This window comes from Streptomyces sp. NPDC051563, assembly GCF_044454225.1.
Classification (GTDB): Bacteria; Actinomycetota; Actinomycetes; order Streptomycetales; family Streptomycetaceae; genus Streptomyces.
This window is the reverse complement of sequence record NZ_JBITDL010000024.1, coordinates 31,253-56,350: the sequence shown is the minus strand read 5'-3', so window position 1 is coordinate 56,350 and position 25,098 is coordinate 31,253. Positions and strand designations below refer to the sequence as shown.

Here is a 25,098-nt window from a genome sequence, read left to right as displayed (position 1 = left end):
GCAGACCACTGTGACGCAGGGGTGTTGCGTGATCACGAACGATCTGTGACCGACTGGTTAAGGATCCATCTGGCCGATTTCGCCCTGTTTTCCGGCCGATTTCAGATCCCGCCACGTCGGCGGCCCGCCCCCGGGGGTTCCGCTTGGCGCCCCGCCTGCCCGCCTACTGCCCCACCCGCCCCGGCTGCAGGGTCCGGGAGAAGAGTACGCCGCCCCCCTGGCGGCGCAGCCGGACGGTGAGCTCGCCGCCCTCCCCGTCGATCTCGACCTCCCCGTAGTACGGGGGGTTCTCGGACGGGGACATGTTGGCGAAGGGCGCGGCCTGGACGTACACCGTCTCCGGTCCGAAGGTGGCGTCGAGCCGGCCGGCGGGGAACGCGCCCGCGCCGATGGGCCCCGAGACGAACTCCCAGAAGGGTGCGAAGTCGGCGAAGGCGGCCCGCTCGGGCGCGTAGTGGTTCGCGGCCGTGTAGTGGACGTCGGCGGTGAGCCAGAGGGTGCCGGTGATGCGCTGGTGCTTGATGTGGCGCAACAGCTCGGCGATCTGCAGTTCGCGCCCGAGCGGTGCACCGGGATCGCCCTGGGCGACGGCCTCGAAGTTCTCCGTCCCGTCCGCCACCACGATGCCCAGCGGCATGTCGGCGGCGATCACCTTCCAGGTGGCGCGGGAGCGCGACAGCTCGCGCTTGATCCAGGCCAGCTGCTCGGGGCCGAGGATGCCGATGGGGTCGTCGGTCTGGCGGCCGGGGGAGTTGGCGTCGCGGTAGGTGCGCATGTCGAGGACGAACACGTCGAGCAGCGGCCCGTAGCGCATCACCCGGTACATCCGCCCCTCGGCGCGGCCGCCGCGCAGGTCGGTGACCGGGAAGTACTCGCCGAAGGCCCGGCGGGCCCGGCCGGCGAGGGTGTCGACGTCCTTCACGGTGTAGCGGGGATCGTCGAGGATCTGGCCGGGGTACCAGTTGTTGCGCACCTCGTGGTCGTCCCACTGGGCCAGGACCGGGACCTGGGCGTTGAAATCGCGCAGGTTGCGGTCGAGCAGGTTGTAGCGGAAGTTGCCCCGGTACTCGGCGAGGGTCTCGGCGACCTTCGCCTTCTCCTCGGTGGTCACGTTGTGCCACAGGGTTCCGTCGCGCAGGGGCACGGAGGCCTGGATCGGCCCGTCGGCGTAGATGGTGTCCCCGCTGAAGAGGAAGAAGTCGGGGTCCCGCAGCCGCATTTCGTCGAAGACGCGGTAGCCGCCGAGCTCCGGGTTGATGCCCCAGCCCTGACCGGCGAGGTCCCCGGACCACAGGAAGCGCACGTCCCGGCGGCGGGAGGCGGGGGTGGTCCGGAAGGTGCCGTGGACCGGCTCGCCGGTGCGGCGCGGATCCTCCGGGTCGCTGAGGAGCACCCGGTAGTGGATCTGCTGTCCGGGCGGGAGCTCGCGCAGGGTGGTGGTGCCGGTGAAGTCGGTGTCCGGGCCGAGCAGCGGACCGCGGTGGCGGCGGACGGCGTAGCGGAACGACTCGCTCGGGGAGGTCTCGACGTACATCCGCGCGGGGCGGTCGGAACGCGTCCAGACGGTGGCCGAGTGGGCGGTGATCTCGCCGGACTGGACCCCCCAGAAGGCGTTCGGGCGGCCCGAGCGGGCGAAGGCGGGGGCCGCCGCGTGGGCGGGAGTGCTCAGGGCGCCCGTGAGGGTGCTGGACAGGGCGAGCCCCACCGGAACGGCGAGGGAACCGCCGAGCAGGGAGCGTCGGGTGTGCGGCAGAGGTGCCATCGGTGCGTCTCCAGAGGCCGGCGGGGACGGGCCGGACCAGTGTGCCGCCGTACACCGGCGGCGCACCGGACCGCCCACGTCGTGCACGCGAACCATGAGTGAACAGTGGTGCGCGCGGCTGACGCCCCGTCAACGCCTCATCGCGAGGGCGTGGTTGTGTTCCGCTTGGCGTGCTCGACGTGCTCGACGTGCTCGGCGGTGTCCGGTGTGGCGAGCGCGGCCGTGTCCAGGATGACGCGGGCCACCAGGGCCGGGTCGTCGTTCATGGGGACGTGACCGCAGCCGGGGAGCCGTACGAGGCGTGCGCCGGGGATGGTGTGCTTGGCGCGGACCCCCTGGCGGCGCAGGAGCAGCCGGTCGTGGCTGCCCCAGGCGATGGTGACGGGCAGACCGGGCACGTCCGCGGTGAACCGCACGGAGCCGCCCGCGGCCAGGGTCTGCTCAAAACCGGCCGCCTCGCGCAGGGCCACCGTCTCCGCGACGACGGAGCCGGGCGAACGCCGCCCCGGCCGCGCGTAGATGCTGCCGGTGAGCGCCGCGCGTCCGGCGGCGCTGCGGGAGAGCCGTTCCACGGCGGAGCGGGGCAGCGCGCCGGCGCCGGCCCGCATCGCGCGCAGGGCGGTGAAGGCGTAGCGCCGCTCCGCCTCCGACCAGAACCCGGCGGGGGACAGGGCGGTGACCGAGCGCGCCAGGCCGGTGCGCCCCATCTCCAGGGCGAGCAGCCCGCCGAGCGAATTGCCCGCCACGTGCGGCCGCTCCACACCGAGCGCCGCGCAGAGCGCGCCCAGCGCCGGGGCGATGGTGCCCAGGTCGTACGGAACCCCGTGCGGCAGCGGCTCCGAGACGCCGAAGCCGGGCAGGTCGACGGCGATCACGTCGTACTCGGCGGCCAGGACGCCGGTCACCGGGCGCCAGGCCTGGAAGTGGTGACCGATGCCGTGGAGCAGCAGCAGCGGCTCGCCCGCGCCCTCGCGCTCGTAGGCGGCGGTGGTGGTGCGGGGGCCCAGCGGCGAATCGATCGTGAAGGAGACCGTGGCGGTCATGCTGCTCCTCGTCGGGGTCGGGCGGCTTCGGCGGCCGTGTGAGACGGCTTGTCAGTAGTGTCTCGCGGCCGGTTACCGCCCGGTAGCCCCTGGGGGCGATAGATCGGCGGGCGCGGGCGCTTCCGGGGGCGCCGCTGAGTGACTTTCGGAGTGACTCCCGGGGTGACTTTCGGGGTGACTTCCGTGACGTCTTCCGCCCGCGAGGCGCGGTGCTCGCGAACATCCCGTGAACAGCTTGATGCATATGCCCGATGTGCCCGGTAAAGAGCCGAGCATTGGTCTTGACCAAGGGGGTGCGCCGTCCTATCGTCGCAGGCATAGTGCAGGAACCTTTAATAAACAAAGGCGCGGAACTCACGCTGGAACACGGCGAGTGCGGCGATTGCAGGAGGAGTCAGGGTGGGGACCATGCAGCTCGAATCGGTGCCGGAGCCGAAGTACTTGCACCTCAAGACCGTCCTCAGTGAGGCGCTCGACCAGGACTTCGCCGTGGGCGAGATCCTGCCGAACGAGCGCGAGCTCGCCGCCCGCTTCGGCGTCGCCCGGGCCACCCTGCGCCAGGCACTGGAGCAGCTCGAGCTCGAAGGCCGCCTCCAGCGCCGCCGCGGCGTCGGCACCACCGTCGCCCCGCCGCGCGTGGGCGTCGACGTCGGCGGTGCGCAGCACAGCTGGCCCGGCGAGAGCGTCGACGGGTGGGAGCCCGTGGACGCCGCGGAGGAGGCCGTGCTGCCGCCCGCCCTCCTGAAGCTCCTCGGTGCCGCCCCCGGCGAGATGGTGCTCGCGGTGCGCCGCAGCCGCGTCGAGCAGGGCCAGGTCCTCGCCGCCGAGCTGCTCTACGTACCGGCCTCCTCGGTACCGGGACTCTCCGCGATCGACGCCCCGGCCGGTCCGGCGCGAGCCCGCGCCGTCATGCGCGAGCTGCAGAAGCTGGCCCTCGACGGACAGGACCGCTCGGTGGAGCTCGGCTCCGCCCGCGCCGAGGACGCGAAGGAACTGGACCGACTGCCCGGCGCCCCGGTCCTCCTGGTCACCACCCGCTACTTCACGGCGGCAGGCACGGCAGCCGTCTCGGTGGCCACCTACCGCGCGGACACCTGCCGACTCACCTTCGGCGACTCGGGCGACGTCCAGATCACCCACGACACGCGGGTCGCATCCTGATCCGACACTGCCCCCTCACTCGCCGCCGGGCGGCCTCCTGCTTCCAGCGGCCCGGCGTTCCGATACCTGGGGGCCGGGCGCAGCACATCCAGCGGCCCGGTGTTCTCGGCCCGGGGCCCGGGCGCAGCAACTCCAGCCGTCTAGTGTTCGAGGCACTGGGTCTGGGCGCAGCAATTCCAGCCGTCCGGCGTTTGAGGACCTGGGTCTGGGGCGGAGCCCCAGGAGGGGACCGGGCACAGCCCGGCGCACCCCTCTCCCTCAGCCCGCCCGGCGTTTGAGGACCGGGGTCCGGGCAGTGCGCCCGGGGACCCTCCCAGCCCCGCCGGCGCTTGAGGCGCGGGTCCGGGCAGCGCCCGGGGAACGGTGGAAGGGCGGGTAGGGGACTTCGTCCCGCAGGGCCGACCACCCGCGCCCCGGAGCGTGACCGGCCCCGATCCCTGAACTGGGGCACGCACGTCGATCCGCAGCCGGCCCCCCAGGCCCCGGCGGGCGACACGCACCCGCACCCCACCTCACAACCACCCGCCGCCCCGAGCGAATCACAGACGCCGGGCGGTGACCGTCTTCTCCACCGCGAAGAGCTCTTCCTCCACATGGTCCAGCGCCAGCCGCAGCGCTCCCGTGGCCACCGCCGCCTCACCCAGCAGGGACAGCGCCACGCGCGGCGGACGCAGGCAGTAGCGCTCGAGTTCCCGGCGGAGGGGATCCAGTACCCCGTCCAGTCCGGCCGCCCAGCCGCCGACCACGACCAGCTCCGGATCCATCGCCAGGACCAGCGCGGCCACGTCGTGGACCAGCCGCTGGATGAACCGCTCGACGGCGGCCACCGCCCCCACGTCCCCGCGCTTGGCCATCGCGAAGACCTCCGCCACGGCCCGCTCGTCCAGCGGGTGCAGCGGTTCGCCGGTCGTCGACAGCAGCTTCTCGGGCGTGACCTCACGTCCCAGCAGGTGCAGCGCGCCGATCTCCCCGGCCGCCCCGCCGAACCCGCGGTGCAGCCGGCCCCCGATCAGGGAGCCCGCTCCGGGGCTGAGCCCGGCCATCACGAAGACCATGTCGTCCGTATCGGTCGCGGCGCCCTTCCAGTGCTCGGCGACCGCGGCGGCGTTGGCGTCGTTCTCGACCTGCACCGGGCAGCGGAAGGAGCGCCGGAGCCGTTCCCCGAGCGGCAGCCCGGTCCAGCCCGGCAGGGCGGTGCCGAGCCGGACGGTGCCGTCGGCCTCCACGATGCCGGGGCTGCCGACGCCGACCGCCCGCAGGGAGTCCCGGGGGACCCCGGCCCGGCGCAGCAGATCGGCCACCGCACCGCGGACCCGTTCCAGCCGCTCGTCGGCGGAGGCCGTCTCGGTGATCTCTTTGGTGCCGGCGCCGATCACCCGGCCGTCCAGCCCGGACAGCAGCACCGCGATCCGGTGCGCCCCGATCTCCACGCCGAGCAGGTGCCCCGCTTCCGCACGGAAGCGGAACCGTCTGGCCGGGCGCCCCTGGCGCCGCGCACCCTCCTCCGCGCCCGCCTCGACGACGAGGCCCGTCCCGATGAGCCCTTCGACGACCCCCTCGACGGTGGGACGCGAGAGCCCGGTGACCCGGGTGAGGTCAGTGAGCGTCGGCGAATCGGCCGCACGCAGGGCCCGCAGCACCACGGCGGAGTTGATCCTCCGCAGCAGAGAGGGGTCCCCGCCGGTCAGCTGCCCCAACGTGTGTCCTCCCAGCTAGCGAGCTTGTCAGCCGGATCGTACTGCGCACGGGGCGCGGCGGCGAGAAGCGGCCCCCCACCAGCCGGAATCCGGCCTTCCCCTTGGCGCGGGCCGGTCACGCGGGAGCGACGAATCCGGACTCGTACGCGGTGATCACGGCCTGGGTGCGGTCCCGCGCCCCGAGCTTCCCCAGGATCGCGCTGACGTGGGACTTCACCGTCTCCGTGCCCACGATCAGCTCGCGTGCGATCTCGATGTTGGTCAGCCCCTTCGCCATCAGCCGCAGTACGGCCTCCTCGCGCTCGGTCAGCGCCGCCCGCTCCAGTACCGTCCGCGCCTGCCGGTTCCCGTACTCGGCGGCCAGGGAGCGTACCGCCGCGGGGAAGAGCAGCGTCTCGCCCTCCGCCACCAGCCGGACGGCGTGCACGATCTCCGAGGGGCGGGCCCGCTTCAGCAGGAACCCGTCCGCGCCGGCCCGCAGCGCCTGGTAGACGTACTCGTCGTTCTCGAAGGTGGTGACCACGAGGATCTTCGGCGGCGAGTCCACGCTCCGCAGGACCGCGCGGGTCGCCTCGATCCCGTCGAGCAGCGGCATCCGCACGTCCATCGCCACGACATCGGGGCGCAGTTGCCGCACGAGCGGGACCACCGCGGCTCCGTCGGCGGCCTCGCCGATCACCTCGATGTCGGGCTGGGCGTCCAGGACGGCGCGCAGACCCGCGCGCACCAGGGGTTCGTCGTCGACGAGCAGTACGGTAACCGGCATCCGGTCAGCGTATTCGCTCCAGCGGCAGCCGCGTGCGCACCCTCCAACCCCCCTTGTACGGACCGGTCTCGGTCCTCCCGCCGAGCAGCGCGGCGCGCTCCCGCATCCCGCGCAGTCCGGTGCCGCCGCCGGTGATGACGGAGGGCCGGTCCGGCAGTGGATTGGTCACCTCGAGGTCGAGGCGGTCGGCGACCATGCCGATCCGCACCCGTACCGGCACGGGACCGCAGTGCCGCAGCACATTGGTCAGTGCCTCCTGCAGGATCCGGTACCCCTCCTGGCTCACCGGGCCGGGCAACTGATCCAGCGGGCCCAGGAGCTGAGCATCGACAACGGCGCCGGAAGCGCGCGCCGACTCGAAGAGCCGGTCGGCCTCCGCCAGGGTCGGCCGCTGCGACGGACGCTGACCGGACTCGCGCAGCACGCGCAGCACCCGGTCCAAATCCTCCAGCGCGGCCCGGCCCGTCTCCTCGATCGCGCTCAGCGCGCGGTCCGTGAACTCCGGATCGCCCGCCGCCCGGGCGGCCCCCGCCTGGACGACGGCCACGGTCAGCGCGTGACCGATGGAGTCGTGCAGCTCCCGCGCGATGCGGGTGCGCTCCAGCAGCTGCTCGGTGCGCACCTCCAGGGCGGTGAGCCGTTCCGCGGCCGAAGGCCCCAGCAGGCGGCGGGCGATGGCCGTGATCATGTCGCCGAGCAGGACCACGAGGAGGATCAGGAGGACCGGCGGCAGCGGAGCGAGTGCCCAAGCTGCCCAGACCGGGAACCCGGCGGGGATCAGATCGTCGACGGTGACCTTGCTGCCGAGTCCCGTCATGACCAGCTGGACCGTCAGCACCGGCAGCCACACCGTGGCCGTCATCGTGCCGAGCGATACGACGAGCCGTATCTCCAGCCACAGCAAGGTCCGCCAGCGGTCGCTCCACGTCTGGGACGCGACGGTGCTGAAGCTGTTCTCCCCGGCCTCGCCCGCACCCCGGTCGTGGCGCTCGGACGGAGTGAGGAGGAACTGGGCCTGGAGTGCTTCGGCCACCCGCATCCAGGGCAGCAGGCCCAGCGGTATGACGAGGACGAGCGGTACCCACGGAGCTGCGGGCTCTATGAACATCCAGACGGCCAACATCAGGATGGGCACGCACAGATGCACCCAGCGCGAGTAGGTCACGGGGCGCAGCGCGGCGCGGAACAGTCGGTGCATCCCATCATCGTCGCAGTTCGGAGCGGTGCGGCTCCTCCCCCGCGTGGGGGAGAAGGAACCCTCGCTTGGGGGAGGAAGAGGGGTGGGGGCGGAGGTGAACCTTGAGACATGAACAGCATCGAGATCCGAGAACTGACCAAGGAATTCGGCCGGACCCGGGCCGTCGACCACCTCACCTTCGATGTCATGCCCGGCCGTGTCACCGGTTTCCTCGGACCCAACGGGGCCGGGAAATCCACGACGATGAGGCTGCTGCTGGGCCTGGACCGGATCACCTCCGGGACGGCCACCATAGGCGGCCGGCGGTTCACCGAACTGAGCGCTCCCCTCCACCAGGTGGGGGCCCTGCTGGACGCGCAGTCGGCGCACGGCGGCCGCACGGCCCGGGACCACCTGCGCTTCCTCGCCGCGTCCAACCGCATCCCGATGAACCGGGTGGAGGCCGTCCTCGAGCAGTCCGGGATCGCCTCGGCGGCCAAGCGGAGGATCAAGACCTTCTCACTGGGCATGCGCCAGCGCCTCGGCATAGCCGCCGCATTGCTCGGAGACCCGGACGTGCTGCTCCTGGACGAGCCCACCAACGGCCTCGACCCCGAGGGCATCATCTGGATCCGCGAACTCATGCGCGGTCTGGCCGCCGAGGGGCGTACGGTCCTCGTTTCCAGCCACCTGATGACCGAGACCGCGGCCCTCGCAGACCACCTGATCGTGCTCGGCCAGGGCAGGCTGCTGGCCGACACCTCCATCGAGGACTTCATCGACTCCCGCAGCACCCCGAGGGTGCGGCTGCGGACCACGGACCCCGTCCGGCTCCGGGCGGCACTGGCCCGCGACGACTTCGAGCTGGTCACCGCCGAGGACGGGCGCTGGACCGTGGACGGCATACAGGCCGAGCAGCTCGGTGTCATCGCCGCCCGCGAAGCCATCCCCGTGCTGGAACTGATCGACGAGCGGGCCTCCCTGGAGCAGGCCTACCTCGATCTCACCGCGGACAGCGCCCAGTTCGCCGCCACCCGCTGACCCACCCCTTACAAGGAGGCTTCCCCATGAGCACCGCTCTGCCCACCGTCCCCGTCCTGCACTCGGAATGGATCAAGATACGGTCCCTGCGCGGCACTTTCGGAGCGCTGATAGCCCTCTTCGCCGCCACGGTGGGCATCCAGGTACTGGCCGCCTCCCTCATCGGTGACGCAGAGGCCGGCAGCATGGGGGACGACCCGCTCCTCGCAGCCTTCTACAGCCTCAACTTCGGCCAGGTCGCCGCCTTCGCCTTCGGTGCGACCGCGCTGTCGTCCGAGTTCCACAACGGAGCCCTGCGCACATCACTCGCGGCGGTACCGAACCGGGCGCGGCTCTATTTCTCGAAGATGGCCATGGTGGGCGGGCTCGCCTTCGTCGTGGGTCAGGCCGCCGCCCTGGCGACCTTCCTCGGCGGTCAGAAGTTCATGGGCCCCTACACCCTGGAACTGGGGAGCGAGGGCACCTACCGTGCCATCTTCGGCTGCGGCGCGTACCTCGCGCTGATGGCGCTGCTGTCGGCCGGCCTGACGGCGGTGCTGCGCAGTGCCACGGCCGTCCTGAGCCTGCTCATACCCTTCACGCTGATCGTGTCGTTCGTCCTCGCCGCGCAGGCCGGGGGCCTCGCCCAGTACCTTCCGGACCGTGCGGGCCAGATGATGATGCGGCTGGACACCTCTGTGGGCCTCGCCCCCTGGGCGGGGCTCGGGGTCATGGCCCTGTGGGCGCTGGCGGCGGTGGGCGGCGGCTGGCTGGCGATGCGGCGCCGGGACGCCTGACCCCGGACCGACCGGGATCCCTGCCTGACCGGGCCGACCGGCCGGTCAGGCTGCCGGCCGGCCCGCCGGACCGGCCGGCTCCGGCGGCGGGGCGAGCTCCCCTCCGGCCCGGTTCGGGCGGGCGGTCGCGGACGCTCCGCCGCTGGGCGGAGTCAGTGGCCGGCGAGGAGGGCGGGGAGTTGGCGCATGTCGTCGAAGACGACGGTCCCCGGACCTTCGAGCTGCTCGGCGGGGGTGAGGCCGCCGGCGTAGCCGAAGGCACGCATCCCGGCGGCGCGGGCCGCCTGGATACCGGGCCTGCTGTCCTCGACGACCGCGCAGGCGGCGGGGTCCACACCCATCCGCCGTGCGGCGTACAGGAACAGGTCGGGGGCGGGCTTGCCGCGGGAGACCTCGGTGGCGCTGTGGATACGGCCTGCGAACCGTTCGTAGAGACCGGTGTGGCCGAGGGTGTGCCGCATCTTCTCGTGGGAGCCGCTGGACGCGACACAGGTCGGGAGCGTGATCGCGTCGAGCGCCTCGGGCAGTCCCTCGACGGGGGAGAGCCCGAGGTCCACCGCCTCCCGGTGGCGTTCCTCGAACAGTCCCCACCACAGGTCGGCGGTCTGCGGACCGAGCCGTTCGGTGATCTGCTCGCGGATGGAGGCGGAGGAGCGCCCGATGAACCGCTGGACGACCTCGGTCTCGGTGAGGGGCCAGCCGAGCTCCGATCCGAGGGAGACCTGCACACGGGCGGCTATCCGTTCGCTGTCGACGAGAACTCCGTCGCAGTCGAATATCACTAGCTCTATCGGCCTGATGATCATGCTCGGAGAATAGACGTCCCGATGTGTGAGGCGGGCCTGGTGATCATCCGTCCCCGGGGTGGGCACGGTGGGGTGGGGCGACGTGGGTGACGGAGTCCGAGGACGCGTGGGCCCCGCACCGCTGACGGCGAGCCGTGCGGGACACCCGGGGTGATCGTCTCTAGCTCCTGTGGTCCCCGACGGTGTCGGGGGGGAGCGGGGGCGCCGGGTTCGGCTCGGCGAGGTGGGTGTCCATGGTGGCGTTCAGATCGGTCACGAACCGCTCGAACTGTTCCAGGAGCTGCGGCGGGTAGGGGGACATCGCGGCGTCCAGACGGTCGGCGAGCGGGCCGAAGAACTCGTCCGCCCGCTCCTGGATGTGCGGGCCACCGCGCAGGGTGACGATGCGCCGGTCGGAGTGCTCACGAGTGCGGGTGATGTGCCCGGCCGCTTCGAGGCGGTTCAGGAGCGCGGTGGTGGCGCCCGTGGACAGGGAGATGCGCTCGCTCAGCCGGGCCGGTGACAGCGGGGTCCCGCGTTCCTCGGCGGCGGCGATCTCCAGCACGGCGGTCGCGTCGGTGGAGTGCAGGCCCAGCCAGGCCGCGAAGCGCCGGCTGAGCTCGGCGTAGTGGCCGCCGTAGATCCGCAAGCCTTCCATCAGCCGCTCGCGCCGCGCCGCGACCTCGTCGCCCATCGCTTCCTCCACCGGGCCTGCCACCTCTTCTCTCCTGCGGGGCGTCCAGGTGGGGGCCCACGTTGACAACCTACCTCCACCATTTTACCTTCATCATGGAATTACTTCATGATGGAGGTACCTAGCGTGCGTGACCCGTCCCCCACCCCTGACGAGACGACCGAGCCCTACCGGTGGCGGTGGCTGATCCTGGTGGTGATGATCGTCGCGGAGATCATGGATCTCCTGGACGCATCGATCGTCAACGTCGCCGGGCCGGCCCTGGAGGAGTCCCTCGGCGCCGGTTCCGTTGGACTGCAGTGGGTGATCGGCGGCTACGCCCTCACCCTGGGCGCCGGGCTCGTGCTCGGCGGGCGGCTCGGCGACCGCTACGGCCGGCGCCGGATGTTCCTGATCGGCCTGGCGGGCTTCACCGCGAGTTCGCTGCTGTGCGCGCTCGCGCCGAGCATCGAGTCGCTGATCGCCTTCCGCCTGCTCCAGGGGACCGCCGGAGCGATGCTGCTGCCCCAGGGGCTGGGCCTGCTGCGGGAGAACTTCTCCGGCCCCGAACTCACCAAGGTGTTCGCGATCTTCGGCCCCGTCCTCGGCCTGGGCGGCATCATCGGCCCGGTGCTGGGAGGCTTCCTCATCGAAGGCGACTTCTTCGGCCTGGGCTGGCGGTCGGTCTTCCTGGTCAACCTGCCGATCGGCATCGCGGCGCTGGTCGTCGCCGCGAAGTTCGTGCCCAGGAAGGCGGGTGACCGTACGGTACGGGTCGACATGACCGGCGCCGCCCTGGTCATGGCGTCCTGCGCCCTGTTGGTGCTGCCGCTCAACCAGGGGCAGGAGAACGGCTGGCCGCTGTGGACGTGGCTCTCCATGGCCGCCTCGGCGATCGGGTTCGCCCTCTTCGCCCTCCAGCAGCGCCGCACGGCCGCCGCGGGCCGTGAGCCGCTGGTGACCCCGGGCCTGCTCCGCAAGCCGGCCTTCACCGTCGGCCTCGGTGGCATCGCCCTGTTCTTCGGCGGACTGATCGGAAGCCAGCTCGTCCTGACCCTGTTTCTCCAGATCGGCCGGCACTTCACCGCCGGTGAGGCGGGACTGGGCAACCTGCCCCTCGCCGTGGGAACCGCGATCGGCGGCGCCGTCAGCGGAGCCTTCCTCGCCGACAGGATCGGCCGCAGGGTGCTGCAGATCGGACCGCTGGTCCAGCTGGCCGGCGCGGCCGTGCTCTGGTTCGAACTCGACGGCCTCGACGCCGCCTCGTTCTCGATCTGGGACATCGTTCCGGGAGTCGCGGTGGCGGGCATCGGCGCCGGCATGGTGATCGCCGCGCTGTTCAGCTTCCTCCTCGCCGCGGTCGACGACGACGAGATTGGTTCCGCCTCGGGCGTCCTGTCGGCCGTGCAGGCCGTCGGCGGCTCCATCGGAGTCGCCGTCTTCGGCTCGGTGTTCTTCGCCGCGGCCGAGACCGGTGACTTCACCGGCGGATTCCACCGTGCGCTGATCGTCCAGGCCTGCCTGCTGGTGGTGTTCCTCGCGATCACCTTCCTGCTGCCGGAGAAGGGCCGCCCCGACGAGGAGCAGCACGGCACGGCCGCCGAGCCCGCCACCGGCTCCGACACGAAGCAGCACCTCGCCGTGTGAAACACGGCCGGAGTGCGGGACGGCCCTTGAGGCGCCTCAGGGCCCGGCGTCGGCCTGGCCGGGGTCCTCGGCGGCCGTGCGCAGGCGGGCGTATTCCTCGGTCATCGCGGCGGTGGTCCAGCCGGCGTTGAGGCCGCTGGGGTTGGGCAGGGCCCAGATGCGGGTGGCGCCGATGGTCCGGTCCTGCGGACCGATGCGGGCCTTCCGGTCGCCGAATGCGGTGCGGTAAGCGGTGACTCCGACCACGGCAAGCCACTGGGGGCGCAGGAGTTCCACCTTGGCCGTCAGGATGCGGCCTCCCTCGCGGAACTCCTCGGCGCTCAGCTCGTCGGCGCGGGCCGTGGCGCGGGCCACGACGTTCGTGATGCCGAGGCCGTAGGCCGGCAACTCCTCCTGTTCCGCGGGGGAGAGGAGGCGCGGGGTGAAGCCCGACCGGTGGAGGACCGGCCAGAAGCGGTTGCCCGGGCGGGCGAAGTGGTGACCCGTCGCGGCGGAGAGGAGGCCCGGGTTGATGCCGCAGAAGAGGACACGAAGACCGCCCGCGACCACGTCCGGGAGGACGCGGTCGCGGGCGGCGTTCAGCTCTTCGGGGGTCAGAGGATCGACCCGGGGGTGTAGCCCGCGGCCGCGGGGTGCTCCTTGGTGATCTCCTCGATGCGCGAGACCACCGCGGCGACCTGGTCGCCCGCCGCGCCGGTGAAGGAGAGCTTGTCGGCCATCAGGGCGTCCAGCTGGGCCCGGTCCAGCGGCATGCGCTCGTCGGCGGCCAGCTTCTCCAGCAGCTCGTTGCGCTCGGCGCCCTGCTCGCGCATGGCGAGCGCGGAGGCCACCGCGTGCTCCTTGATGACCTCGTGGGCGGACTCGCGGCCCACCCCGGCCCGCACGGCGCCCATCAGGACCTTGGTGGTGGCGAGGAAGGGGAGGTAGCGGTCCAGCTCGCGGGCCACGACGGCGGGGAAGGCGCCGAACTCGTCGAGGACCGTCAGGAAGGTCTCCATCAGGCCGTCGAGAGCGAAGAACGCGTCGGGCAGCGCGACCCGGCGGACCACGGAGCAGGAGACGTCGCCCTCGTTCCACTGGTCGCCGGCCAGCTCGCCCGTCATCGACGCGTAGCCGCGCAGGATGACCATCAGGCCGTTCACGCGCTCGCAGGAGCGGGTGTTCATCTTGTGCGGCATCGCCGAGGAGCCGACCTGGCCGGGCTTGAAGCCCTCGGTCACCAGTTCGTGGCCGGCCATCAGGCGGATCGTCTTGGCGATCGAGGAGGGGGCGGCGGCCAGCTGCACCAGGGCGGTGACCACGTCGTAGTCGAGCGAGCGCGGGTAGACCTGGCCGACCGAGGTGAAGGCCTGGCCGAAGCCGAGGTGGGCCGCGATCCGCTGCTCCAGGTCGGCCAGCTTCGCGGCGTCGCCGCCGAGGAGGTCCAGCATGTCCTGGGAGGTGCCGACCGGGCCCTTGATGCCGCGCAGCGGGTAGCGGGTCAGCAGGTCCTCGAGGCGGCCGTACGCGACCAGCAGCTCGTCGGCCGCGGTGGCGAAGCGCTTGCCCAGGGTGGTCGCCTGCGCGGCGACGTTGTGGGAGCGGCCGGCCATGACCAGCTCGGCGTGCTCGCCGGCCAGCTTGCCGAGGCGGGCGAGGACGGCGACCGTGCGGTCCCGGACCAGTTCCAGCGAGAGCCGGATCTGGAGCTGCTCGACGTTCTCGGTGAGGTCGCGGGAGGTCATGCCCTTGTGGACGTGCTCGTGGCCGGCGAGGGCGTTGAACTCCTCGATGCGGGCCTTCACGTCGTGCCGGGTGACCTTCTCGCGCTCGGCGATGGAGGCGAGGTCGACGGTCTCCAGGACGCGCTCGTAGTCGGCGAGGGCCTCGTCGGGGACCTCGATGCCGAGATCCTTCTGGGCGCGGAGCACGGCGAGCCACAGCCGCCGCTCCAGCGTCACCTTGTACTCGGGGGACCACAGGACGGCGAGCTCCGCGGAGGCGTAGCGGCCGGCCAGGACATTGGGGATGCGGGGCTTGGCAGTCACGTGGATGGATTCTACTTGGGCCCCGGCTGTGCGTTTACGCAGGTAGGGGACCCGGCCGGGATTGTGCCTTGCTACGAGAGCGAGCGGGGGCGGGCGAAAGCTGGTGCGGGCGGGCCGGGGTGGCCGCAACCCGCCCCCGTGAGGCCCGCCCCCGGTGGCGGGCAAGACGCCCCCTAGATGAGCCGGTCGCCCGCCGGAGCCTCGTACGGCAGCAGTTCCGGGCGCTTGGCCGGCCGTCCGTCCCCGCTGGAGCGGCCCGTCAGGCGCCGGCCGACCCAGGGGAGCAGGTGCTGCCGGGCGAAGCTGAGGTCCTGGGAGCGGCGCGCGGTCCAGCCGGGGGGCACGGCGGGCGGCAGGTCGGCGTTCCAGTCGGCCTCGGACGGCAGGCCCAGGGTCTGCCAGACGGCCTCGGCGACCCTGCGGTGGCCTTCGGCCGTCAGGTGCAGCCGGTCCACGTCCCACATCCGCTGATCCCCGAGCGCGGGGGACCCGTACAGGTCGACCACGAGGGCGCCGTGCCGCGCGGCGAGCTCCTCGATGATGACGAAGAGCTCCTCCATGCGCGGGCGGAAACGTTCCATCACGGGGCCGTTGCGGCCCGGCGAGCGCATCAGGACCAGCGTCCCGCAGGAGGGCGCCAGCAGGCCGACGGCCTCTTCCAGGTGCCCGCGCACCCGGCCCATGTCCACCTTGGGGCGCAGGGTGTCGTTGAGTCCGCCGACCAGGGTCACCAGATCGGCGCCCATCTCGGCGGCCGCGGGCGCCTGCTCCCCGGCGATCTGGCCGATCAGCTTGCCGCGGACCGCGAGGTTCGCGTAGCGGAAGCCCGGCTCGCGGGCGGCGAGGCGGTCGGCGAGCAGATCGGCCCAGCCCCGGTAGGAGCCGTCGGGGAGCAGGTCCGACATGCCCTCGGTGAAGGAGTCGCCGACCGCGACGAAACTGGTGTACCGCGCATTCATCTCCATGGCGGGAGCGATGCTACCGCGCGGTACCCCCGTCCCGCCCGCGGGCCCGGGGGTACCGCGCGCACCGCGGCGCGCTCAGCCGGTCACGCCGAAGCGGGCCGGCCGAACAGCTCCCGCAGCACGTCCTCCATCGTGACCAGGCCCGTCATGACCCCGTCCGGACCGAGCACCGCCGCCAGGTGCGTACGGCTGCGCCGCATCGCGGTCAGCACGTCGTCCAGCGGGGTCTCCGCACGGACCTGCGCGATCGGCCGCAGCGCGGTGACCGGGAAGGGCTCGTCCCGCTCGATCGCGTCCAGCGTGTCCTTGACGTGCAGGTATCCCAGGATCCGGCCCTGGACGTCGATCATCGGGAACCGGGAGTACCCCGACTCGGCCGACAAGCGCTCCAGCCCGGCCGGCGTGATGCCCTCGCGGGCCGGAACCACCCGGTCCGCCGGCAGCACCACATCGGTCACCGGCCGCCGCCCCAGTTCCAGGGCGTCGTGCAGCCGCTCGCTGGCGCGGTCGTCGATGAGTCCCGCGTCGCTGGAGTCCTTCACGATCCGGGCCAGCTCGTCGTCCGAGAAGGTCGCCGCGACCTCGTCCTTGACCTCCACCCGCAGCAGCCGCAGCAGGGTGTTGGCGAAGGCGTTGATCGCGAAGATCACCGGCTTCAGCCCCCGGGTGAGGGCCACCAGCGGCGGGCCCAGCAGCAGGGCGGTCCGCACCGGCTCGGCCAGCGCGACGTTCTTCGGCAGCATCTCGCCGAAGAGCATGTGCAGGTACGTGGCCAGGGCCAGTGCCACCACGAAGGAGATCGCGTGGGTCAGCCCGGACGGCACCCCGAAGAAATCGAACGCCGGGGTCAGCAGGTGGGCGATGGCCGGCTCGGCCACCACGCCCAGCACCAGGGTGCACAGCGTGATGCCCAGCTGGGCCGCCGCCATGAGCGCCGACACGTGCTCCAGGCCCCACAGCACGGCGCGCGCCCTGCGGTCGCCCTGCTCGGCGTACGGTTCGATCTGGCTGCGCCGCACGGAGATCATGGCGAATTCCGCGCCGACGAAGAAGGCGTTGACGACCAGGGTCGCCAGGCCGATCAGCAACTGGACGGCGGTCATCGTGCCTCCTCCACACCATCGGCGGGGGTCGGTTCGGCCGGCGCGTGCAACAGCACCCGCGCGGCCCGCCGCCCGCTCGCGTCCACCACGTCCAGCCGCCATCCGGCCAGCTCGAGGCTGTCGCCGGCCAGCGGGATCCGCCCCAGTTCGGTCGCTATCAGACCGGCCAGGGTCTCGTACGGGCCGTCCGGCACGCGCAGTCCGATCCGCTGGAGCTGGTCGGTGCGCGCGGCGCCGTCGGCCTCGAACAGGGCGCGCCCGGAGCCGTCCTCCCCGGCCGGGGCCAGGTCGGGGGTCTCGTGCGGATCGTGCTCGTCGCGCACCTCGCCGACGACCTCCTCGACGATGTCCTCCAGCGTGGCGACACCGGCCGTGCCGCCGTACTCGTCGATGACCACGGCCATCGTCTGCTTCCCGGACAGCCGGTCCAGCAGCCGGTCCACGGTGAGCGACTCCGGTACGAGGAGGGGTTCGCGCAGCAGCTGCGAGACCGGGGTGCGGTGCCGGTCCTCGGCCGGTAGGGCCAGTACGTCCTTGATGTGGACGGTGCCGACGACGCTGTCGAGGCTGCCCCGGTAGACCGGGAACCGGGAGAGGCCGGTGGCGAGCGTCGCGTTCGCCACGTCCTCGGCGGTGGTCTGCAGGTCGAGGGCGGTGACCTGGACCCGCGGGGTCATGACGTTCTCCGCGGTCAGGTCGGCGAGGTTCAAGGTCCGCATGAAGAGTTCGGCGGTGTCCTTCTCCAGGGCGCCGGCCCGCGCGGAGTGCCGGGCCAGGGCCGCCAGCTCCTGCGGGGTGCGCGCCGAGGCGAGTTCCTCGGCGGGCTCCATGCCGAACCGGCGGACCATGTGGTTCGCCGTGGTGTTCAGATGGCTGATCAGGGGCCTGAAGGCACGGCTGAAGATCCGCTGGAAGGTGGCCACCCGCCGGGCGACGGCCAGCGGGGAGGAGATCGCCCAGTTCTTGGGGACGAGCTCGCCCACGACCATCAGGACGACGGTCGACAGCACGGTGCCGAGGATCAGGGCGGTGGAGGACGCGGCGCCCGCGGACAGTCCCATGGCCTCGAAGGGGCCCTTGAGGAGGGCGGCGATCGAGGGCTTGGAGATCATGCCGATGACCAGACCGGTCACGGTGATGCCGAGCTGGGCGCCGGAGAGCTGGAACGTCAGGCTGCGGACGGCGGCCAGGGCGCTGTCGGCGCCGCGCTCGCCGCGCTCGACGGCCCGCTCCAGTTCGCTGCGCTCGATGGTGGTCAGCGAGAACTCGGCCGCGACGAAGACTCCGCAGGCAAGGCAGAGCAGCAGCGCCACGACGAGCAGGAGCACTTCGGTCATCGGTCCTTCACCTCCGTCCCATGATCAGCCAGGAGGAGGGGTGTCGCGCGCTGTCGCGGACGGGAAGGGAGGGGACTGGGAGGCTCGCCCATGGACGGACGCTCACACCTTTCATCAGGGGGAGGGGAGGAACAGCTGTCCCCATGGTAAAGGAAGGGCAAAGCGTGCGGATCATTCCTTCGGTGGACCCCGGACCCCGAGGGGCCGGACGTGATCGATCCTCGCATCCCCTCCGCTTCGGCGTACGCGAGACGGGCGGGCGTGCACCGGCTGGTGCGCGCCGAGGACGTCTCGGCAGGCGGAAGTCGCTGGCGGGCCACCGGCCGGTCGTGCTTGGCTCCGGGACATGACCGATCTGCAGATACGGGCCGCCGTGGCGGCCGACGCCGGGACCGTGCTCGCCTTCTGGAAGGAAGCGGCGGAGGGCACGTCGATCACGGACGACGCGGACGGTGTGATCCGGCTCGTCACCCGTGATCCGGACGCGCTGCTCCTCGCGGAGAGCGACGGGGTCCTCGTCGGGTCCGTGATCGCCGGCTGGGACGGCTGGCGGGCGTCGCTGTACCGGCTGGCCGTACTGCCGTCCCGGCGCCGTCAGGGGATCGCGACGGCGCTCCTGGACGCGGCCGAGCAGCGCTTCGTCGCCCTCGGGGGCCGCCGCGGCGACGCGATGGTCCTCGAAGCGAACGAGAGCGCGCAGCGGGCCTGGGCCGCGGCCGGATACCACCGGGAGGATCACTGGCGGCGCTGGGTCAAGCCGCTGGCGGAGACGGCGTGACCACCCGCACCCGCACGCGCCCCGGCATCCGGACCCGGGCCGGCGCCCTGCTGCTCGCCGCCGGAGCGGTCGCGCTGACCGGCTGCGGCACGCGGACCGCGGGGGCCGGGGACTCGCCGGAGCCCGCTGCGCCGTCCGTGGCCCCGTCCGTGGACCACGCGGCCCGGGCGGCCGAGGCGGTCGCGCGCCACGACGCGCTGTTCCCCGCGATCGCGGCGCGGTGCGCGGACGCCGCCACGGCCGCCGCGAGCCCCGGGGCCGCGGCGGGAGGGTCGCCCGCGGATCCCGAGGCGGGCAAGTACGCGGAGAACCACGCCTACAAGCAGCAGGCCCGGCTCACTCCCGGGGCCCGCTGCCGGGGCGACGCGCACGCCGCACGGATCAGGGCGGCGATGGCCGGCGGCTCCGGCGGGAAGGGTGCGCCGCACACCGTGGACGAGGTCCGCGCGCTGCTGACCGGGCTGGGCTACGGGTTCGACGCCGGCGGCGTGTACGGAACCGGGGCCGTGAACGTCTCCTTCGTCCTGTCGGTCCCCGAGAGCGGCCCGTGCGTGACGGGCCGGCTGGGCCCGCCGCTGACCGTGGAGGCGCACGGGGTGTACGCCGAGGGCGGCTGCCCGGAGCCCCGCGGAGGCCACTGAGGCGGGCGGGGTCCCGGGTGCCGGAGGGCTCGGCTCAGGTCGCGCCGGCATCGGCCCCCGAGCCGTCCCTGGCCAGGGCGAGCACTCCGGCGCAGATCAGGGACAGGCCCAGCAGCTGCGGAAGCAGCCACCAGTGGGTCCGGAGGTGTTCCTCGTACAGGAGCACGCCCAGTGCCACGCTGACCCCCGCGTCCCCGAGCGTCAGCGCGGGCTGCGAGGCGACCAGCGGGCCGCCCTGCATGGCGTGTTCGAGGAGCAGGAGGGCGCAGATGCCGGTCGCGCCGAAGGCGTAGGTCTCCCAGGAGCGCAGGAAGGCGCCGATGCCGTCCCGGTCAAGCACGTGCATCGCCGATTTCATCAGTGCGGCGGTCAGGGCGTAGCAGACGGCGGTGGCCGCGCCGAGGCATCCGGCCCGGATCCGGCCGGGCCGCCGCCGCAGGCCGATCGCGGACAGCACCGCCACCGCCACCGCGCACGCGGCCAGGGCCAGCACCCACCGGTCGGCGGGAACGTCCGTACGGTTCCCCGCCGGTGAGGCGGCCACCAGGACGATCCCGAGTCCGGCGACCACTCCTCCCACGGCGAGCCACAGCGGCCACGGCATCCGGGTCCGGGTCACCAGCGAGGCGATCAGCAGGGCGAGCGGCAGCTCCAGGACGAACAGCGGCTGTACGAGGGACAGCGCGCCCGTGGCCAGCGCGACGGCCTGCCCGGCGCCGGCCGCGATCACGGCCAGGATCCCGCCGATCCACAGCGGCTGGCGCAGCAGGTCGAGGACCAGGCCGAAGCGGAACCCGTCGCTCTGCGGCACGATGAGCGCCGCCCGCCGCTGGAGCACGGTCGCGAGGGCGTTGCTGAGCGCCGCGAACAGCGCGAAGAGGACCGGTACGAGGAAGCCCACGCCCCGATCCTCATCCGCCCCGCCGCGACTCCCCACCGCGACACCGCCGGGGGAGCGTGCGGCGGGGCCCGTTCCCCCGTCCGGCCCCAACGGGCCGGGCGGCGGGTCGCCGTACGGAGTCCCGTCGCCCGGGGCCCGCGCGTGGAGGCGGGTCAGCCGGAGGGCGCCGACCAGGTGCCGTGGAGGGGCGCGGCGAGCCAGCCGGGCGCCGAGGCGCGGAAGTCGGCCGGGGGGAGAGTGCCCGCGCCGGCCGGGACCATGCCCAGCAGGGGGAGCGCGGAGACCGAGGGCAGGTCGGCCAGATTGCAGCGGGACGCCAGGTCCGGTTCGGCCGGCCAGCTGCCGATCACCACGCCCGGGGAGGTCAGGCCGCGGGCCCGGAGGGCTTCGGCCGTCAGGGCGGTGGAGTTGAGGGTGCCGAGGCCGGCCGGAGCCACGATCAGCACCGGGGCGCCGAGCAGGCGGGCCGCGTCCGCCAGGGTGTGCCCCTCCTTGTCGAAGCGGACCAGGAGGCCGCCCGCGCCCTCGACCAGGACCAGGTCGTGGGAGAGGGCGAGCCCGCGGGCCGCCTCGGCGATCCGCTCCGGGGAGACCGTCGGGAGGCCCGAGCGCCGGGCCGCCGTGTCCGGGGCCAGGGGCTCCGGATAGCGGGCCAGCTCGGCCGTGGTGACGCCGGAGCCCGCCAGCCGGCGGACCTCCGCGGCGTCTCCGGGCTCGTCCGGGGCGACGCCCGTCTGGGCCGGCTTCAGTACGGCCACCGAGAGGCCCGCCGCGAGCGCGGCCGCGGCGACGGCCGAGGTGACGACCGTCTTGCCGATCTCGGTCCCGGTCCCGGAGACCACGAGTACCGCCATGTCAGGCCTCCTTCGCGGCCGCGACCACGGCCCGGCAGATGCGGGCCACGTCGGTGTCGGCCGTCACGTACGGCGGCATGGTGTAGATCAGGTCCCGGAACGGGCGCAGCCAGACGCCCTCCCTGACGGCCGCCGCGGTGGCGCGGGCCATGTCGACCGGGTGGTCGAGCTGGACGACGCCGATGGCGCCCAGGACCCGTACCTCCTGGACGCCCGGCAGCTCCGCGGCCGGGGCCAGGCCCTCCAGCAGGCCCGCCTCGATGCGCTTGACCTCGCCCTGCCAGTCCTGGCCGAGCAGCAGGTCGATGGAGGCCAGGGCCACCGCGCTGGCCAGCGGGTTGCCCATGAAGGTCGGCCCGTGGGCCAGGACCGGCACCTCGCCCCGCGAGATGCCGTCCGCGACCCGTTCCGTGCACAGGGTGGCCGCGAGGGTGAGGTAGCCGCCGGTCAGTGCCTTGCCCAGGCACATCACGTCCGGGGTGATCCCGGCGTGGCCGGCCGCGAACAGCGCGCCCGTGCGGCCGAAGCCCGTGGCGATCTCGTCGAGGATCAGCAGCACGTCGAACTCGTCGCACAGCTCCCGCAGCACCCGCAGGTAGCCCGGGTTGTGGAAGCGCATGCCGCCCGCGCCCTGGACCACGGGCTCCACGATCACGGCTGCCAGCTCCTGCGCGTGCGCGGAGAACAGGGAGCGCAGGTGGGCGACGTAGGCCTCGTCCACGGGAGCGGAGAAACCGCTCGGCGGGACGTCCGCGAACAGCTGGCGCGGGAGGATGCCCGACCACAGCTCGTGCATGCCGCCCTCGGGATCGCAGACGGCCATCGGCTGCCAGGTGTCCCCGTGGTAGCCGCCCCGCCAGGTGAGCAGGCGGGTCTTCCCGGGGCGCCCCACCGAACGCCAGTACTGCAGGCACATCTTGACCGCGACCTCGACCGAGACCGAGCCGGAGTCGGCGAGGAAGACGTGCTCCAGGCCGGCCGGGGTGAGCTCGACGAGCTTGGCGGCCAGCCGGACGGCGGGCTCGTGGGTGAGCCCGCCGAACATCACGTGCGACATCCGGCCGAGCTGGCCGGTGACGGCCTCGTTCAGCACCGGGTGGTTGTACCCGTGGATCGCCGACCACCAGGAGGCCATGCCGTCGACCAGCTCGTCCTGCCCCTGCGAGGGCTCGGCCAGCCGCAGCCGGACCCCCGAGGCGGAGGCGACGACGAGCGGCTCCTGCCGCCCGGGCATCGGGCCGTACGGGTGCCAGACGTGCTGCCGGTCCAGCGCGAGCAGTTCGGCGGCCGGCAGCGCGTCGGGCGAGTGGCGCTGATCAGGCATTGGGAGCGAGATCCGTTCCCGCGCCGCGGCGGCGCACCGCCACCAGGTCGGAGCGGACCTCGCCCGCCTCCGCCTGAGCCGGTACGGGTGCTTCGGCCGGAGCGGCCACGGACGCCGCCACGGAAGCCGCCACGGGGGCCTCGTGCTCGGCGTGCCCCGAGCAGCCGCCGCACGCCGAACCGCAGCCGGCCTCGTCCGCCGTGGCGGAGGAGCCGCAGACCGGGGCGCCCGCGCCCTTCGAACCGCAGCCGCCGGTGGTGGCCGCCGCCGCGACGTCGGAGCGGTGCGCGGGAAGGGTCGTCGTACCGGCGCCCTCCACCTCGAAACCGGCGTCCGCGATCATGTCGAGGTCGGCCTGTCCGGCCTGGCCCTCACTGGTCAGGTAGTCGCCCAGGAAGATCGAGTTCGCGATGTGCAGCGCCAGCGGCTGCAGGGTGCGCAGGTGCACCTCGCGGCCGCCCGCGATGCGCACCTCGACGTCGGGGCAGACGAAGCGGACCATCGCGAGGATGCGCAGGGCGCGCTGCGGGGTGAGGTTCCACTCCTTGGCCAGCGGGGTGCCCTCGAAGGGGATCAGGAAGTTGACCGGGACCGAGTCGCTGTCGAGCTCGCGCAGCGCGTAGACGACGTCGACGAGGTCCTCGTCGCTCTCGCCCATGCCCGCGATCAGGCCCGAGCAGGCCGACAGGCCGGCGGCGTGCGCCTTCTGCACCGTGTCGACCCGGTCCGCGTAGGTGTGGGTCTTGGTGATCTGGCCGTACGTGGCCTCGGAGGTGTTGAGGTTGTGGTTGTAGGCGTCCGCGCCCGCATCCTTCAGGCGTTCGGCCTGGCCGTCGGAGAGCAGACCGAGGCAGGCGCACACCTCGACGCCCTCGTTCTGCTCCTTGATGGCCGCGATCGTCTTGCCGACACGGTCCACGTCACGGTCCGTCGGACCCCGGCCGCTCGCCACCAGGCACACCCGCTTGGCCCCGCCGGCGACGCCGGCGGCCGCGGCCTGGGAGGCCTCGTCGGGCTTCAGCCACGTGTACTTGAGGATCTCGGCCTTCGATCCCAGCCGCTGGGAACAGTACGAGCAGTCCTCGGGGCAGAGCCCCGACTTCAGGTTGACCAGGTAGTTCAGCTTGACCCGGCGCCCGAACCACTGCCGGCGCACCTTGCCGGCCGCGGCCACCACGTCGAGCAGTTCGTCGTCAGAGGTCGCCAGCACGGCGAGTGCCTCTTCGCGGGTCGGCAGCTCACGCCGCAGCCCCTTGTCCACGAGGGTGTTCAGCAGGTCCATGATGCCGATCCTGTCCCACCCGGGCACTCCCGGCCAAGGAGAGATCGAACAACATGGCCGGAAGAGAGTGTGTGTATCGCCACACCTGACGCAGGGGTCACGGGCGGTTAGGGTCGGGCAGGTCTGTGGACTGCCGACAAAAACCCGAGGACCGTCGATGCCGCACCAGCACACCCCCGCCCCCGTGGACGTCTTCTCCTGGATCGACGACGCGGAGCGGGCCAGGGAGCAGGCCGGACTCGTCCGGACGCTGCGTCCGCGGCCGGCGGACTCCCCGCTCCTCGACCTCGCCAGCAACGACTACCTCGGGCTGTCCCGGCACCCGGAGACCGTACGGGGCGCGCGCGAGGCCGCCGGGCGCTGGGGCGCGGGGGCCACCGGATCGCGGCTCGTCACCGGCACCACCGAACTGCACGACGAGCTGGAACGGGAGCTGGCGGCCTTCTGCGGTTTCGAGGCGGCCCTCGTGCTCTCCTCCGGGTACGCGGCCAACCTGGCCGCCGTCACCGCGCTCAGCGACCGGGGCACCCTGGTGGCCTCGGACGCGGGCAACCACGCCTCGATCGTGGACGGTTGCCGGCTGTCGCGCGCCGAGACCGCCGTCGTGCCGCACTGCGACCCGGACGCCGCCCGCAAGACGCTCGCCGCCCACCGGGGGCGGGCGCTGCTGGTCACCGACTCGGTGTTCTCGGTCGACGGGGACGCCGCCCCGCTCGCGGCCCACGCCGAGGCCTGCCGGGCCGAGGGCGCGGCCCTGCTGGTGGACGATGCGCACGGCCTCGGGGTGCTGGGCGAGGGGGGCCGCGGTGCGCTGCACGCGGCCGGGCTCGCGGGGGCTCCCGGGGTGGTCGCGACGCTCACCCTCTCGAAGTCCCTGGGCAGCCAGGGCGGTGCGGTGCTCGGCCCGGCCAAGGTGATCCGGCACCTGGTCAACACGGCGCGGACCTTCATCTTCGACACCGGGCTGGCCCCGGCCGCGACGGGCGCCGCACTGGCCGCCCTGCGCCTGCTGGAGCGGGAACCGGAGCGCGCGGACCGCGCCCGCGCGGTGGCCGCCGAACTGTACGGGCGGCTCACCGCGTCCGGCCTGACCGCGGCCCGGCCGGACGCGGCCGTGGTGTCGGTACGGGCCCCGTCGGCTTCGGCGGCACTGCGCTGGGCCGCCGACTGCCGCGAGGCAGGTCTGTCCGTGGGGTGCTTCCGGCCGCCGTCGGTACCGGACGGCATCTCCCGGCTGCGACTGACCGCGCGGGCGGATCTCACGGGGGAGGAGATCAGCCGTGCGGTGGGGACGATCCTGAGGACCGCTCCGGCCGGAGCCACGGACCGCTGAACGGAGCCGCTACGGGCGCTCCGGT

Annotated in this window: 23 protein-coding genes; 7 read left to right on the top strand and 16 right to left on the bottom strand. The window is 73.0% G+C overall.

The features are described 5' to 3' along the window. Positions 1-163: 163 nt before the first annotated feature. Together ACIA8F_RS26850 and ACIA8F_RS26845 are read right to left on the bottom strand one after the other, a co-directional pair. Positions 164-1,762: an alkaline phosphatase D family protein gene (locus ACIA8F_RS26850; protein ID WP_399382478.1), complete on the bottom strand. Its 1,599-nt coding sequence runs from the start codon at positions 1,760-1,762 to the stop codon at positions 164-166. 137 nt (positions 1,763-1,899) lie between these two features. Then, positions 1,900-2,805 (bottom strand): alpha/beta fold hydrolase, encoded by a 906-nt coding sequence (locus ACIA8F_RS26845; RefSeq protein ID WP_399382477.1) that lies wholly within the window; start codon positions 2,803-2,805, stop codon positions 1,900-1,902. A gap of 399 nt (positions 2,806-3,204) precedes the next feature. Between ACIA8F_RS26845 and ACIA8F_RS26840 the strand changes: the two genes are divergently transcribed. Further along, positions 3,205-3,966, top strand: a complete 762-nt coding sequence (locus tag ACIA8F_RS26840) for a GntR family transcriptional regulator (protein WP_399382476.1) — start codon at positions 3,205-3,207, stop codon at positions 3,964-3,966. Positions 3,967-4,505: 539 nt separating this feature from the next. Here ACIA8F_RS26840 and ACIA8F_RS26835 read toward each other — a convergent pair. The 3 genes from ACIA8F_RS26835 to ACIA8F_RS26825 all read right to left on the bottom strand — a co-directional run bounded on the left by ACIA8F_RS26835 (position 4,506) and on the right by ACIA8F_RS26825 (position 7,627). Next, positions 4,506-5,663, bottom strand: coding sequence for an ROK family transcriptional regulator (locus tag ACIA8F_RS26835; protein WP_399382474.1), 1,158 nt, complete (start codon positions 5,661-5,663; stop codon positions 4,506-4,508). Between the two features lie 115 nt (positions 5,664-5,778). Further along, positions 5,779-6,429 carry a response regulator gene (locus ACIA8F_RS26830; protein ID WP_399382473.1) on the bottom strand — a complete coding sequence of 217 codons (651 nt, stop codon included), beginning with the start codon at positions 6,427-6,429 and terminating at the stop codon, positions 5,779-5,781. 4 nt (positions 6,430-6,433) lie between these two features. Then, complete coding sequence (locus ACIA8F_RS26825) at positions 6,434-7,627, bottom strand: sensor histidine kinase (RefSeq protein ID WP_399382471.1); 1,194 nt, start codon at positions 7,625-7,627, stop codon at positions 6,434-6,436. Between the two features lie 108 nt (positions 7,628-7,735). Between ACIA8F_RS26825 and ACIA8F_RS26820 the strand changes: the two genes are divergently transcribed. Beyond that, positions 7,736-8,647: an ABC transporter ATP-binding protein gene (locus ACIA8F_RS26820; protein WP_399382469.1), complete on the top strand. Its 912-nt coding sequence runs from the start codon at positions 7,736-7,738 to the stop codon at positions 8,645-8,647. A 26-nt stretch (positions 8,648-8,673) separates the two neighbouring features. Next, positions 8,674-9,423 carry an ABC transporter permease gene (locus ACIA8F_RS26815; protein WP_399382468.1) on the top strand — a complete coding sequence of 250 codons (750 nt, stop codon included), beginning with the start codon at positions 8,674-8,676 and terminating at the stop codon, positions 9,421-9,423. Between the two features lie 152 nt (positions 9,424-9,575). Here ACIA8F_RS26815 and ACIA8F_RS26810 read toward each other — a convergent pair whose 3' ends face one another. Together ACIA8F_RS26810 and ACIA8F_RS26805 are read right to left on the bottom strand one after the other, a co-directional pair. Further along, positions 9,576-10,229 (bottom strand): HAD family hydrolase, encoded by a 654-nt coding sequence (locus ACIA8F_RS26810; protein ID WP_399382466.1) that lies wholly within the window; start codon positions 10,227-10,229, stop codon positions 9,576-9,578. Between the two features lie 160 nt (positions 10,230-10,389). Next, positions 10,390-10,902, bottom strand: a complete 513-nt coding sequence (locus ACIA8F_RS26805; protein ID WP_399382585.1) for a MarR family winged helix-turn-helix transcriptional regulator — start codon at positions 10,900-10,902, stop codon at positions 10,390-10,392. Between the two features lie 108 nt (positions 10,903-11,010). Between ACIA8F_RS26805 and ACIA8F_RS26800 the strand changes: the two genes are divergently transcribed. After that, the gene (locus tag ACIA8F_RS26800) at positions 11,011-12,528 is read left to right on the top strand and encodes an MFS transporter (RefSeq protein ID WP_399382465.1); all 1,518 of its coding nucleotides are present in this window, start codon (positions 11,011-11,013) and stop codon (positions 12,526-12,528) included. 36 nt (positions 12,529-12,564) lie between these two features. Here the strand turns inward: ACIA8F_RS26800 and mug are convergent, their stop codons facing one another. From mug to ACIA8F_RS26775, 5 genes are all read right to left on the bottom strand, one after another. Beyond that, a complete protein-coding gene (gene mug, locus ACIA8F_RS26795; protein WP_399382583.1) occupies positions 12,565-13,125 on the bottom strand; it encodes a G/U mismatch-specific DNA glycosylase in 561 nt (186 codons plus the stop codon). Beyond that, the gene (gene purB, locus ACIA8F_RS26790; RefSeq protein WP_399382464.1) at positions 13,122-14,555 is read right to left on the bottom strand and encodes an adenylosuccinate lyase; all 1,434 of its coding nucleotides are present in this window, start codon (positions 14,553-14,555) and stop codon (positions 13,122-13,124) included. Before purB ends, mug begins: the two co-directional genes overlap by 4 nt. A gap of 173 nt (positions 14,556-14,728) precedes the next feature. Continuing rightward, a complete protein-coding gene (locus ACIA8F_RS26785) occupies positions 14,729-15,520 on the bottom strand; it encodes an SGNH/GDSL hydrolase family protein (RefSeq protein WP_399382462.1) in 792 nt (263 codons plus the stop codon). A gap of 83 nt (positions 15,521-15,603) precedes the next feature. Further along, positions 15,604-16,623, bottom strand: coding sequence for a hemolysin family protein (locus tag ACIA8F_RS26780; protein ID WP_399382461.1), 1,020 nt, complete (start codon positions 16,621-16,623; stop codon positions 15,604-15,606). Then, positions 16,620-17,960, bottom strand: coding sequence for a hemolysin family protein (locus ACIA8F_RS26775; protein ID WP_399382459.1), 1,341 nt, complete (start codon positions 17,958-17,960; stop codon positions 16,620-16,622). The genes ACIA8F_RS26780 and ACIA8F_RS26775 overlap by 4 nt, the downstream gene beginning before the upstream one ends. 346 nt (positions 17,961-18,306) lie before the next feature. Here ACIA8F_RS26775 and ACIA8F_RS26770 point away from each other — a divergent pair, with 346 nt between their 5' ends. Both ACIA8F_RS26770 and ACIA8F_RS26765 read left to right on the top strand, forming a co-directional pair. Continuing rightward, positions 18,307-18,738, top strand: coding sequence for a GNAT family N-acetyltransferase (locus ACIA8F_RS26770; protein ID WP_399382457.1), 432 nt, complete (start codon positions 18,307-18,309; stop codon positions 18,736-18,738). Continuing rightward, complete coding sequence (locus ACIA8F_RS26765; RefSeq protein ID WP_399382456.1) at positions 18,735-19,379, top strand: hypothetical protein; 645 nt, start codon at positions 18,735-18,737, stop codon at positions 19,377-19,379. Before ACIA8F_RS26770 ends, ACIA8F_RS26765 begins: the two co-directional genes overlap by 4 nt. A 34-nt stretch (positions 19,380-19,413) precedes the next feature. Here ACIA8F_RS26765 and ACIA8F_RS26760 read toward each other — a convergent pair whose 3' ends face one another. From ACIA8F_RS26760 to bioB, 4 genes are all read right to left on the bottom strand, one after another. Then, entirely contained in the window at positions 19,414-20,280 is an 867-nt protein-coding gene (locus ACIA8F_RS26760) for a DMT family transporter (protein ID WP_399382454.1), read from the bottom strand. 152 nt (positions 20,281-20,432) lie between these two features. Then, positions 20,433-21,134 (bottom strand): dethiobiotin synthase, encoded by a 702-nt coding sequence (gene bioD / locus ACIA8F_RS26755; RefSeq protein ID WP_399382453.1) that lies wholly within the window; start codon positions 21,132-21,134, stop codon positions 20,433-20,435. 1 nt (position 21,135) lies between these two features. After that, positions 21,136-22,458: an adenosylmethionine--8-amino-7-oxononanoate transaminase gene (locus ACIA8F_RS26750; RefSeq protein WP_399382451.1), complete on the bottom strand. Its 1,323-nt coding sequence runs from the start codon at positions 22,456-22,458 to the stop codon at positions 21,136-21,138. Then, on the bottom strand, positions 22,451-23,740 hold the full coding sequence (gene bioB, locus ACIA8F_RS26745) for a biotin synthase BioB (RefSeq protein ID WP_399382450.1): 1,290 nt from the start codon (positions 23,738-23,740) through the stop codon (positions 22,451-22,453). Before bioB ends, ACIA8F_RS26750 begins: the two co-directional genes overlap by 8 nt. A 157-nt stretch (positions 23,741-23,897) precedes the next feature. Here bioB and ACIA8F_RS26740 point away from each other — a divergent pair, with 157 nt between their 5' ends. Further along, positions 23,898-25,073, top strand: coding sequence for an 8-amino-7-oxononanoate synthase (locus ACIA8F_RS26740; RefSeq protein WP_399382449.1), 1,176 nt, complete (start codon positions 23,898-23,900; stop codon positions 25,071-25,073). Positions 25,074-25,098: the final 25 nt, after the last annotated feature.

What these genes read in the sequence shown, in the direction of transcription:
- ACIA8F_RS26845 (WP_399382477.1), bottom strand. Translation starts at nt 2,805, where the DNA reads ATGACCGCCACGGTCTCCTTCACGATCGATTCGCCGCTGGGCCCCCGC.
- ACIA8F_RS26850 (WP_399382478.1), bottom strand. Translation starts at nt 1,762, where the DNA reads ATGGCACCTCTGCCGCACACCCGACGCTCCCTGCTCGGCGGTTCCCTC.
- ACIA8F_RS26805 (WP_399382585.1), bottom strand. Translation starts at nt 10,902, where the DNA reads ATGGGCGACGAGGTCGCGGCGCGGCGCGAGCGGCTGATGGAAGGCTTG.
- ACIA8F_RS26750 (WP_399382451.1), bottom strand. Translation starts at nt 22,458, where the DNA reads ATGCCTGATCAGCGCCACTCGCCCGACGCGCTGCCGGCCGCCGAACTG.
- ACIA8F_RS26775 (WP_399382459.1), bottom strand. Translation starts at nt 17,960, where the DNA reads ATGACCGAAGTGCTCCTGCTCGTCGTGGCGCTGCTGCTCTGCCTTGCC.
- ACIA8F_RS26815 (WP_399382468.1), top strand. Translation starts at nt 8,674, where the DNA reads ATGAGCACCGCTCTGCCCACCGTCCCCGTCCTGCACTCGGAATGGATC.
- ACIA8F_RS26820 (WP_399382469.1), top strand. Translation starts at nt 7,736, where the DNA reads ATGAACAGCATCGAGATCCGAGAACTGACCAAGGAATTCGGCCGGACC.
- bioD (WP_399382453.1), bottom strand. Translation starts at nt 21,134, where the DNA reads ATGGCGGTACTCGTGGTCTCCGGGACCGGGACCGAGATCGGCAAGACG.
- ACIA8F_RS26825 (WP_399382471.1), bottom strand. Translation starts at nt 7,627, where the DNA reads ATGCACCGACTGTTCCGCGCCGCGCTGCGCCCCGTGACCTACTCGCGC.
- ACIA8F_RS26800 (WP_399382465.1), top strand. Translation starts at nt 11,011, where the DNA reads ATGATGGAGGTACCTAGCGTGCGTGACCCGTCCCCCACCCCTGACGAG.
- ACIA8F_RS26785 (WP_399382462.1), bottom strand. Translation starts at nt 15,520, where the DNA reads ATGGAGATGAATGCGCGGTACACCAGTTTCGTCGCGGTCGGCGACTCC.
- ACIA8F_RS26830 (WP_399382473.1), bottom strand. Translation starts at nt 6,429, where the DNA reads ATGCCGGTTACCGTACTGCTCGTCGACGACGAACCCCTGGTGCGCGCG.
- bioB (WP_399382450.1), bottom strand. Translation starts at nt 23,740, where the DNA reads ATGGACCTGCTGAACACCCTCGTGGACAAGGGGCTGCGGCGTGAGCTG.
- ACIA8F_RS26770 (WP_399382457.1), top strand. Translation starts at nt 18,307, where the DNA reads ATGACCGATCTGCAGATACGGGCCGCCGTGGCGGCCGACGCCGGGACC.
- ACIA8F_RS26780 (WP_399382461.1), bottom strand. Translation starts at nt 16,623, where the DNA reads ATGACCGCCGTCCAGTTGCTGATCGGCCTGGCGACCCTGGTCGTCAAC.
- ACIA8F_RS26810 (WP_399382466.1), bottom strand. Translation starts at nt 10,229, where the DNA reads ATGATCATCAGGCCGATAGAGCTAGTGATATTCGACTGCGACGGAGTT.
- ACIA8F_RS26740 (WP_399382449.1), top strand. Translation starts at nt 23,898, where the DNA reads ATGCCGCACCAGCACACCCCCGCCCCCGTGGACGTCTTCTCCTGGATC.